Annotated in this window: 9 protein-coding genes; 3 read left to right on the top strand and 6 right to left on the bottom strand. The window is 36.7% G+C overall.

Features of this window, described 5'->3' with window-relative positions; genetic code table 11:
* Window positions 1-65: 65 nt before the first annotated feature.
* Window positions 66-914 carry a 3D domain-containing protein gene (locus tag ACIGHG_RS08010; protein ID WP_090918061.1) on the bottom strand — a complete coding sequence of 283 codons (849 nt, stop codon included), beginning with the start codon at window positions 912-914 and terminating at the stop codon, window positions 66-68.
* Between the two features lie 703 nt (window positions 915-1,617).
* Here ACIGHG_RS08010 and ACIGHG_RS08015 point away from each other — a divergent pair.
* A complete protein-coding gene (locus ACIGHG_RS08015) occupies window positions 1,618-1,752 on the top strand; it encodes a hypothetical protein (protein ID WP_090918060.1) in 135 nt (44 codons plus the stop codon).
* Window positions 1,753-2,166: 414 nt separating this feature from the next.
* On the opposite strand, the gene ACIGHG_RS08020 is transcribed toward ACIGHG_RS08015, so the two are convergent.
* From ACIGHG_RS08020 to ACIGHG_RS08035, 4 genes are all read right to left on the bottom strand, one after another.
* Window positions 2,167-3,375 carry a NupC/NupG family nucleoside CNT transporter gene (locus ACIGHG_RS08020; protein ID WP_336471953.1) on the bottom strand — a complete coding sequence of 403 codons (1,209 nt, stop codon included), beginning with the start codon at window positions 3,373-3,375 and terminating at the stop codon, window positions 2,167-2,169.
* Between the two features lie 553 nt (window positions 3,376-3,928).
* Window positions 3,929-5,647 (bottom strand): C40 family peptidase, encoded by a 1,719-nt coding sequence (locus ACIGHG_RS08025; protein WP_396547955.1) that lies wholly within the window; start codon window positions 5,645-5,647, stop codon window positions 3,929-3,931.
* Between the two features lie 211 nt (window positions 5,648-5,858).
* Window positions 5,859-6,731: a D-amino-acid transaminase gene (locus ACIGHG_RS08030; RefSeq protein ID WP_396547957.1), complete on the bottom strand. Its 873-nt coding sequence runs from the start codon at window positions 6,729-6,731 to the stop codon at window positions 5,859-5,861.
* A gap of 259 nt (window positions 6,732-6,990) precedes the next feature.
* Window positions 6,991-8,913 (bottom strand): LTA synthase family protein, encoded by a 1,923-nt coding sequence (locus tag ACIGHG_RS08035; RefSeq protein ID WP_090918054.1) that lies wholly within the window; start codon window positions 8,911-8,913, stop codon window positions 6,991-6,993.
* Window positions 8,914-9,554: 641 nt separating this feature from the next.
* On the opposite strand from ACIGHG_RS08035, the gene ACIGHG_RS08040 reads away from it, so the two are divergent.
* Window positions 9,555-9,917, top strand: a complete 363-nt coding sequence (locus ACIGHG_RS08040; RefSeq protein ID WP_336471955.1) for a YkvA family protein — start codon at window positions 9,555-9,557, stop codon at window positions 9,915-9,917.
* 32 nt (window positions 9,918-9,949) lie between these two features.
* Complete coding sequence (locus ACIGHG_RS08045) at window positions 9,950-10,441, top strand: metal-binding protein (protein WP_336471956.1); 492 nt, start codon at window positions 9,950-9,952, stop codon at window positions 10,439-10,441.
* Between the two features lie 263 nt (window positions 10,442-10,704).
* On the opposite strand, the gene ACIGHG_RS08050 is transcribed toward ACIGHG_RS08045, so the two are convergent.
* On the bottom strand, window positions 10,705-10,878 hold the full coding sequence (locus ACIGHG_RS08050; protein WP_170857764.1) for a hypothetical protein: 174 nt from the start codon (window positions 10,876-10,878) through the stop codon (window positions 10,705-10,707).
* Window positions 10,879-10,939: the final 61 nt, after the last annotated feature.

The raw sequence follows: 10,939 nt of genomic DNA on the forward strand, positions 1-10,939 counted from the left end.
TAAGAAAAATAAGAGCCAGCTCTCAACTGATGAGAGCTGGCTCGTTTTTTTAGTAACAATAGCAATTAGTCTAAAATTTTCACTTTTACAGTTTTACGTCCCCATTTGTTTGCAGCACTGTCAGAGCCTACTAGGACGTCGATACGATTTCCTTTAATTGCACCGCCAGTATCACCAGCAACTGCTTCCCCGTATCCTTCTACCCAAATTTTTGATCCAAGTGGAATTACTTTCGGGTCAACAGCAACCATTTTCATACCTGGATTTGCTGTTAGGTCATGACCCATTGCAGTTAATACACGACCGCCATGTGTGCCGCCATTTTCGCTTGGATGAGCTGTGTAAGCAGTTGCCACAACTGTTAATTCACGGCCATTAGCTTTCGCAGCTTTTGTTTCTGTAGCAGTCTGCGTTTCTTGAGCTTGAGCCGGTTGAGCTTTTGCTGGAGCAGGTGCTTGTTCTTGAGCTTTTACAACAGGTGCATCACCTGTTACATAAGGAACATTTACATAAGCTGTTTTTCCGTTATATTCAAATTGTAACCAATCGTTTTGAACTTGATGTGTTGTTTCGATCACATCATCTTTCTTTAATGTCCCCAGAATTTCTGAGTTTGTGTTTGCATCAGCGCGTACATTTAATACGTTTGCTGTTACATAATAGATGTTTTTCGTAAATTCTGAGCTTACGAATCCTTCTTTACCATTTAGGTTTACTTTTAGCCAACCGTTTTCTGTATTCTTAACATCTAATTTATGACCATCTAATACTTTGCCTACAACTTTTGATTCAATATTTGGGTTTTCTCGTACGTTTAGTACGTCTGTTTTAACAACTGTTTCCGCTTGTGCAGAAGAAGTGAAAATCCCAAGACCAAAAACTGCTACTGTTGCTATACCAAGTAATTTTTTCATGAATAGCCTCCAATGCTTTTGTTTTCGTGTTCTCATTATAGCAACTGATTTTTTGCGAAAATGGGAAATCACACAATTACAAACCATTCGTAACAGTTCATTAATAATCTGTAATATAAAAAGAAACATAAAAAAAATGCTTTTTTCTTATGTTTTAAGAGATTCTATTACATGTTTAAAGATTGGAAAAGCGAAATAAGATATTGCAAAGCAGTTAATCGTATTTCACTCACATTACAAGGTTATTATGGAAGTGTTGCATAAATAGAGGATTTTATTAATTTATAAGCAATATGGTTATAAAATTATAATCAATTTGTGTTATTTTTCACAATTTATAGCCCGATTTTAAGAAAAATCATCATTTAATTGTTACAAAAAAAGAAGGTGTCATAGAACAAATTTGGCTTGTTTCATTTCTGTAATAGTATGTGAATGAGATGATTGAAGGGCTTGGTTAGTAATATTTCTCAATATATGTGAGTAGATAAATGGCTTTGTAAAATATCATTTATGATTGCAAGCGAGAAGGCAGATAGAACGAATTAGAATCATCGTTAGGCATGGGATGTTTAATTTTGCATGATATTGACAAAAAAGTGTCGAAAATGTGTTGTCACTTCTTTCTATATGTGCTATATTATTTCCTGTAAGCGATTTCAATTTAAGTTTCATGGCAATCAAGGGGAGGACATCAAGAATAATGAAACGTTACGAACGAAAGTGGAAACATATTTGTTTAAAGCGTGCTACACAACGAGCGGTACATGAAAACGCAGAGCAGAAAATAGAGAAAACTACAGAAGAGCGAGAAAAGCAACTTGTCTCGCAAAAGTAGCATCCACTTTTTTTCGTATATATTATAAGAAAGTATTACGTTCATTGGGGGATGGGCGTGAAGTAACTTTCAACTAAGGGGTATTAGTTCGATATATAAGTTTTACGGCTAAAAATAAGCGCAGAGCATACGGCAGCTCTGCGCTTATTTTTTAACTTTTCCTATATATAAGTTAAAAAACGACATAAAAAACCCCTTTCTTTTTAGGGAAGGATGAGAGCATCTGGCCGTGTATAGAAACTCCTGCTACATGCGAGGTTAAAACAAATGAAGCAAGCAAGTAGCGGTTATGTTGTATTCTACATAGCAGCGATTTATATGTCGAAAAATTAAAATGGATATAGATAAGAACCAAGTGTAGATAAAAAGTCCCTCTTAAGTTAAAAATGAACTTAAGAGGGACTTGTTGATTTATTAAAACATCATACCTGCTACAGCAGCGTTTAAGAAGTTTGCTAATGTACCTGCAATTACCGCTTTAATTCCCAATTGCGCAATTTGTTGACGGCGTGAAGGAGCAAGTGTACCTGTCACACCTAATTGAATCGCAATAGATGAGAAGTTTGCAAATCCGCAAATTGCAAACGCTAAAATAATGTTTGTTTTATCAGAAAGCTCTGCCATATGCTTAGCTAAGTTTCCGTATGCAACGAATTCATTTACTGCAAGCTTTTGTCCGATATAGCCAGCAGCTTGAATCGCTTCATGAGGCGGAACCCCGATTAGTATAGCGAATGGAGAAAGGATGTAACCAAAAATTAAGTCAAGGCTTAATTTGATATCAAATAAAGAACCGATCCATCCTAGTAAACCGTTTAATACAGCGATTAATGCGATAAACGCCATAAGCATTGCTGCAACGTTAATAACAAGTTGCATCCCTTCAGATGCACCGCGTGCTGCTGCGTCAATAACGTTTGCATCTGTACGCTCTGTAGAAAGCTCTACGTCGTTATTTACTTCTTCTGTTTCAGGCATCATTAATTTTGCGATTAGTAAGCTTGAAGGTGCAGCCATAATAGCAGCTGCAAGTAAGTGTTCAAGTGGAATTCCCATTGCCGCATAACCAACAAGAACCGATCCGGCAACAGCTGTCATACCGCTCACCATAATAGCGAAGAATTCACTATTTGTTACGCGATCTAAGTAAGGTTTAATTAAAATCGGTGCTTCCGATTGTCCTAAGAAAACAGTTGTAACAGCATTTAAGCTTTCTGTTTTTGAAGTTCCAAGAAGTTTGCTTAACCCGCCGCCAATAATTGTAATAAACCATTGCATAATACCAAAATAATATAATACGGCTACGAGTGAACTAATAAATACAATTGGAAGTAATGCTTGAATAATAAAGACGAAGCCCCAAGGCCCTTTTGGGTTAGCTAAACCACCAACAATGAATCCAATTCCTTCATACGAGAAATTAATAAGAGTTTGTACGCCGTCAGCAGCATGCTTTAAAGCTGCTTTTCCTGCGTCCCATCTTAAGACGATGAAGGAGAAAGTAATTTGAAGTGCAAGCGCAATTGAAATTGTGCGCCAATTAATAGCTTTGCGATTGGAAGACAGTAAAACTGCAATTACCAAAATTCCAAGCACGCCGCCAATTCCCCATAAAACATTCATGCTTGTAAATCTCCTCTCTGAATTATCGAAACATTACAAATAGTAGAATTGCTCCGTTTCTCTGAAAACATTATCTTATGTAACTTATCACACCAGACATCAGAGGTCAAACGTCTGTAAAAAAGTCAGAATAGGAAAACAATAATTGGAGTAAACACATATACGATAAACAATTGAGATATAAATCCATTTTGATTTTTCAACATATAGGTTGCTGCTATGCAGAAGTAATTTGTACTCGCTTTCCTCCTTTGTTTTAACTCGTGCCAGAAAAACCATCTAAAAGGAAAAGGGTTTTATATCAGTTTTTCCATTTGTCCTTATATATATACTGATTTTTATTTTTCATCATCTGAATCGCTGCCACACAGAACAAAACAGGATCTGCACTCGCTATCTCCCTGTGTTTTAGCCCGTGCCCGTGGCAGGAAAAGATCCTGACCGCTTCTATGCATGGCCAGATGCTCTTGTCCATCTAAAAAAGAGGGGTTTTTCCATTTGTATATATAACAAAAGAGCCTTCTAGTAATCTAGAAGGCTCTGAAACTATTAATTAATAAGGCTTAGAATATCCTAAGAAATGGCTGCTCCAATATGAGTTACTTAATGATGCTACTTTAACTCCATTGTCCCCAGCTTGAATAAATCTGCCGCCGCCAAGGTAAATACCCATATGAGATGGACCAGATTTATATGTATTTTTGAAGTAAATCAAATCGCCTGGCTGTGGGTTAGATGTATGTTGGAAGCTGCTCCAATATCCAGCCACGCTTTGACGACTGATTGAATAACCAAACTTTTTATATACGTGATAAATGTAACCACTGCAGTCAACACCGTTTGCAGAAGTGCCGCCCCATACATATGGAACACCTTCCATTGATTGTGCGTATGCAAGTAGTGATGAAGTATCACGAGAGTTATTGCTTGTATTGTTATTATTGTTGTTGTCAGATGGTTTATTACTTTGTGCACCATTTACAAGCGTTTTAGATAAGAAGCGAGTTCCTACATAGCCAGTGCGGCCGTTATAGTTAATTTTGCTCCAGCCGTATTCGTTTGCAAGTACTTGTACTTTTTGTCCTTGCGGCAACGCGCCGATTACACTGTAGTCCATCCCAGCGCCGCCACGTACATTTAGTGCGCTTGCATTGACGTAATATTCTCCGCTTCCTTGAGATGAAGTTCCGTTGTTATTGTTGTTATCAGCTGGTTTATTATTTTGTGCACCATTTACAGGTGTTTTAGATAAGAAGCGAGTTCCTACATAGCTAGTACGGCCGTTATAGTTAATTTTGCTCCAACCGTATTCGTCTGCAAGTACTTGTACTTTTTGTCCTTGCGGCAATGCACCGATTACATCGTAGTTCATCCCAGCGCCGCCGCGTACATTTAGTGCACTTACATTGACGTAATATTCTCCGCTTCCTTGAGATGAAGTTCCGTTGTTGTTTGCTGGCGGATTAGATGTAGAAGTACCACCTTTTACAAATTTCACAAATTCGCTGCTAACATAACCTGTATTTCCGTTGTGCTTCACTTTGAACCAACCATTTTCAGCGCCAATAACGTTTAATGTTTGTCCGTTTAATACGCCGCCAATGATACTATGGTATGTAGCTGGGCCTGTACGAACACGTAAAGATGTAGCGTTTACAACATAAGTACCGCCTGTTTGAACTGTAACATTGTTGTTATTTTGTACAACGTTTGTATTAGAACCGCCTTTTGTTACATAGTCTTTGCTAACATAAGCGTTTTGTCCACCGTAGTTAATTTTGAACCAATCCTGTACTTCACCAATGACTTGTACAACTTGTCCTTTATGTATAGAGCCTAATTGTGTGTGTGACGTGCTAGGGCCTGTACGAACACGAAGGGAAGATACATTTACTGTATAGTTTCCACTTGCTTCTTTAACAGTTGAATTGCCTTGTGATTGAGAGCCTGTATTTACAAATTCGCCGCTAACGTAGCCGATTTTTCCATTATAGCTAATTTTGTACCAGCCGTTTTCTTGGCCAATTACGTTTAGTGTTTGTCCTTCATATACACGAGACGCAATGTCATAAGAGGTGCTAGGACCTGTACGAACGTGTAATACGTCTGCATTTACTGTGAATTTTGCATTACTTTTTGGAGCTGCTTTAGCTGTTTGCGTTGCGGGTTGTTGTGCATTTTGGTCAGGAGGTGCTGCTTGAGCTGTTCCCATTGCTGGGACTGCTGCACCTGCTACAGACACTGCTGCGAGACCAGCAAGATATTTTTTCATAGTTTGTCGATTCCTTTCTGTCTGTGTTTTAGGTGATGAAAAAATTACCAACTATAAAAAATTCTAAAATGGTTGTCGACTGATGTCAATGTTTATAACAAAATCCATATATGGTAAAAAAGGATATAAAAAAAGAAAGGTGCTAAATTGCACCTTATCTTGGGAATTAAATCTATATATTTACAAGAAATAGATATATCATTATTCGTTTTTAAGGTAAAAAGGCGTTGGAAGTCGAAAAGCTTTGCATAAATGTCTTTTGTAATAATTTTGTGACAGGACCTACTTGTCCGTTTTGAATAGGGGTTCCATCTAGATGGGTAAGCGGCATTACTTCAAAGGTTGTGCCTGTAAAGAAGCATTCATCTGCTTTATATACATCATGAATACTAAATAATTCTTCTTGCAGGGAAATATGTAATGTATGGGCAAGCGATATAACATATTGCCTAACAATACCATTTAAAATGAGATGGTTTGCAGGATGAGTGTATAGTATGTCATTTTTCACAAGAAAGAAGTTAGAATGACTACCTTCTGTGACAATGCCATTCCGAACGAGAAGAGCTTCTTTGCAGCCTTTTCGCTCTGCTTTTGTATTAGCTAGTATATTTGGTAACAAATTTAATGACTTAATATCGCAGCGAAGCCAGCGAATATCGGGTTCTGTAATCGCGCGAATTCCATATTCAATCCATAAAGCAGGGCGCTCTTTTTTTCGAATGTAAGCATAAATAGTTGGAGTTGTATCAAAAGAGAAGGCATGAACGCGAGGTTTGACACCGCGTGAAATTTGTAAATAAATGATGCCGTCTTCTTGAAATTGATTCTTTTCAAGTAGTTCGTATAAGGATGAGATAAGCTCAGCTTTTGAGAGAGTAAGGGATAGCTCAATTTCTTCCATAGAGCGGTATAATCTTGTTATATGTGGATCTAATAAGTGCAAAGTACCTTTGTAAATACGAATAACTTCATATATGCCATCACCGAACTGTAGAGCGCGCTCTTCTAAATCAATATGAGGTTGTTCTTTTTCTGTATCAATCATTTTTCCATTCCATAATACAAAGCGTTCAGGCTTCATGTTTTCCCCTTCCTTCTCCAAGTAGTGTTTGCACATACAAATTCGAAGGTTGAAAGACAGAATCCTGCTTTATGATACAAAAAAACAACGTTCTACTGTAGAACGTTGTATAAGGAGGGTAGCTTGTTTATTAGGGACAAAGCTTATATGTTTTATTATAGATATGTTTCGTGAATTTTATGTAAAATTTTGGTGAAGGTTGTGTAATGATTACGTAGCATTTTTCTTGAATTGATGTCACCGCATAAAAAAACGCTGATTACTCAGCGTTTTTTTCTTTAATGGTTGTTTTGACTGTACCTGTTTTTATTTTGTTGCCTTCATAGAAACGAAGTAAGTCGCCTTCAATAATTTTATCTGACATGTGCAGTTCATTTTGTGCACGGTCGATCATTGCCTGTGCTTCAGCTTTTGGTACTTGCACAACTTCACCTGTCAGGCGGTTATAGAATGTGTTATTTGTGTACGTGTATTGATCTGTGATGAAGCTTCCATCACGTAATACGACAAATGGTTTTCGATCTAGTGCAAACAAGTCATGCCCGAAGCGAATGTCATTTGTTGTATCAACACCTAGTAAGTGAAGGATTGTTGGTTTTACATCAATTTCTCCAGCAGGTGCCGTAATTGTTTTACCTTCTTTTTGACCAGGAACGTGAATGAAGAACGGTGTACGTTGTAAGTTCATATGGTCAAATGTTGTAATTTCTTCTTTTCCTAAGAACTGTGCCATTGCACGGTTATGATTTTCAGAAATACCATAGTGGTCACCGTAGAATACAATAACAGAGTTATCGTAAAGACCTTCTGCTTTTAAACGCTCAATAAAGTGTTTTAACGCTTCGTCTAAATAACGAGCTGTTACTACGTAATTGTCAAATACATCGTCACCAGAGTTATAAGGTTCAATTAATTTTGTTGCCTCATTATAATCAAATGGATAATGGTTTGTTAATGTAAGGAAACGTGTATAAAATGGCTTCTTAACATTTTTTAACATATCCACTGATTGATCAAAGTACTCAATATCTTTTAAACCCCAACCTAATTTTGTTTCAGGTGTAATTTTATAATCTAATTCGTTAAAGTAACGATCGTAACCAAGTGCTGGATACACGATGTTACGGTTCCAGAACGTTGCGTTATTTGCATGGAATACAGCCGTGTAATAACCTTGCTGACGCAAGATTTCTGGTGTTGCAATAAATTCATTGTTACCGTGTGTAAAGAATACAGCGCCGCGATCTAATGGGTATAATGAGTTGTCTACAAGAAACTCTGCATCAGATGTTTTACCTTGACCTGTTTGATGAAAGAAATTTTCAAAGTAGTAACTTTCTTTCATGAACTGGTTTAAGAATGGTGTCACTTCTTGGCCATTTACTTTTGAACCAAGTAAGAATGTTTGCATTGATTCAAGAGATACAACAATTACGTTTTTCCCTTTTGCTACGCCGAACATATTTGGATCTGGTTTTTCTTGTACTGTCTTCACATAGTTTTCTGTTTCTTGTAATTTACTTCCATCTGCAAATGCTTTTTGTGAACTTGATTTTGCTTGTAAACCAAGATCATATATTTGGTGTGTATATAAACCTAAGTTTTTCACGAGCATGACGCGGTCAAATGAACGCGTTAATAATTCAGGACGCTCTGTTTCTGCAAGTCCTAAGTTTGCAAAGAAAATTGCGATTGTTGATACAAAATATAGTGAGCGCATTGGACGTGAAACACGCTCTGTTTTTGCATAATCTTTCTTTTTCTTTAAAAGAATGAAGAAGAAGATAAGATCAGCAAACGCAACAACAATCTTGTAGTTAAAGAGCGATTTTACACTAGAACCAAGACTACCAAAGTTTGACGTTTGTCCAAGTACAGGTAATGTTACGAAGTCATTATAGAAACCATAGAACATTACGTTACCAACAAGAATAATGGTAAGGACAAAGTCTATTCCGAGTGCGATATAGTTTCGTTTCTTTCCTTTTGCAAATAATGCAAGACCCACTAGAAATAATGATGTTGCTAATGGGCTAATAAATAAAATAAATTCTTGCATGAAAGATTCTAATTTTAAGTCAAAGCTAGTACGTGTAATAATGTACGTTTTTAACCATAATGTAATGGCGATAAAGAACGTAAATCGTACGTTTTGAAATTGTAATTTCAAAGATTCCTTCATCCATTTTCACCCTTTCTCTATCAGGCTTGGTCAATTTTTGAGAGAACAATGCTAAAATAAAAAATACATAGTTTTCTTTGCCATGGATAGAGTTTTTTTCTTTCGTACATCCATATATGACTTGAACTATGCATACCTTTTGTTTTCCTGCTTCTATGTTGTTCCATAAGCACAACGTCATTTTTGTATTATACAACAAAATTTGGCTGTTAGGAACACACTGAAATCTTACATTTTTTTGTATTTTTTCCGTTGTAGCTGACAGTGAAAACTTTAACATTGGTTTATATGCTCGTCAACTAAAAAATATAACAAAAGTGGGAAAGAATATGTAGTGAGATTAAGTATTATAAATTGAGAAAAGTTTAAAAACACGAAACGAACACTTGTTCTTTTTGTGCTTATTTGTTATAATGAGAGCATATGATAAGTAACGTTGCCAAGCTAGAACCTTCACTATATTGTATGTGTGTAAAGTTTGCTTATGTTGTAAATAAACTCGGTATATATAGAAATAATGTGAAATTTCCATTAGCAGGAAATCCTCTCCTGCTAATGAAGTGCTCTTATCAAATTTCTTTATTTTGTCACAGATTGATCGCGAATAGCGGTATAAAAGAATAACGAGGGGAGATTTCATAGTGAGAGAGAAATTTTCGGTCGAAGCGTTTTGGAATAAAGTAAAATATGCGGCGATTAAGGCAGGACATTCGGTTATTTATACTAGTTTGCTCCTGTTTTATGTATTGCAAAAACGAGATGTTCCAAAACGAGTAAAGCTTGTAATTGTTGGTTCTCTTGCGTACTTTATTGCACCGCTTGATGCGATTCCTGATTTTGTAGCTGGACTTGGTTATACAGATGACTTAGGCGCATTAACAGCTGCACTCGTACAAGCTGCTATGTATGTTGACGAAGAAGTGAAAGAACAAGCGCGTACAAAACTGGGAGAATGGTTTGGTTCTGATGTGGATACGTCACTTATCGATCAAAAGTTAGATTAATGCAGTGAAACGTCTAACGGAAGGAATGGGATATGCCGTCAGGAAAAACACACACGAAGATAAACTTAGTTTCTCTTCCTATTGTATTATTTATGCTCGTTTCTTACGGGGTAACAAATTTTGATTTTTTGCTTACGTTTGCGATTGGATTTATTGTTGGAACTTATTTTTTAACACCCGATTTAGATATTCATAGTGCCGCTTATCGGAAATGGGGATTACTTCGAATCTTTTGGTATCCATATCAAATTGTGATGCCGCATCGATCACCGCTTACCCATACAATTATTATCGGTGATTTAATTCGTCTTCTCTACATGCTGCTTGTTTTCTCACCATTTTTATACATGTTAAATAAAACGGTGTTAGAGGGAAAGCTAGCAGAGATTGCAAAGGCACATGAGGTAGGGATTGTCACGTTTGTACTGGGTGTTATAGCTGCTAGCACATTACATATTATAGCGGACAGTGTGAATACAAGGCGGAAAAGGATGATGCACCGCAAACGGAGAAAGAGAAGATAGTAAAAGCACTTGCACACTGCAAGTGCTTTTATTTTTATATATACCGGATTATATTGAAAGTAAAATAGGGAGCTGACTAAAAAAGTTCATTTTTCGGTAAGATCCAGTTCAGCGGCTCGACTACTCATATGTTGAATATCATCGAAAGGTAGATATATTCTGTCGAAGTGTCGATATATCGGTGGACACGGAAAAAAGAACTGACTTCAAAAGGCACTTATGTGCCTTTTGGGCCAGCTCCTTGTTCCTTATATACAAATATACTATCTAGCTGTGACATCTTTCACTGCTTCAGAAATACGATCAACTGCTGCTTTTCCAGCATCTTCAACAGTATCGATAGCATTTTGCATTGCGTCACTTGTTGCTTCAATGCCGCGTTTTGTTTTATTACGCCCTTCGTCAATAGCAGATTGATTTCGGTCTTGCTTATCCATTCGCTATCCCTCCTAAAATCAGTTTTCAACTTTAGTATGAGAAAATATTATTTTACTATTC

The organism is Bacillus sp. NPDC077411 (genome assembly GCF_044543425.1).
GTDB classification, from domain to species: Bacteria; Bacillota; Bacilli; order Bacillales; family Bacillaceae_G; genus Bacillus_A; species Bacillus_A bruguierae.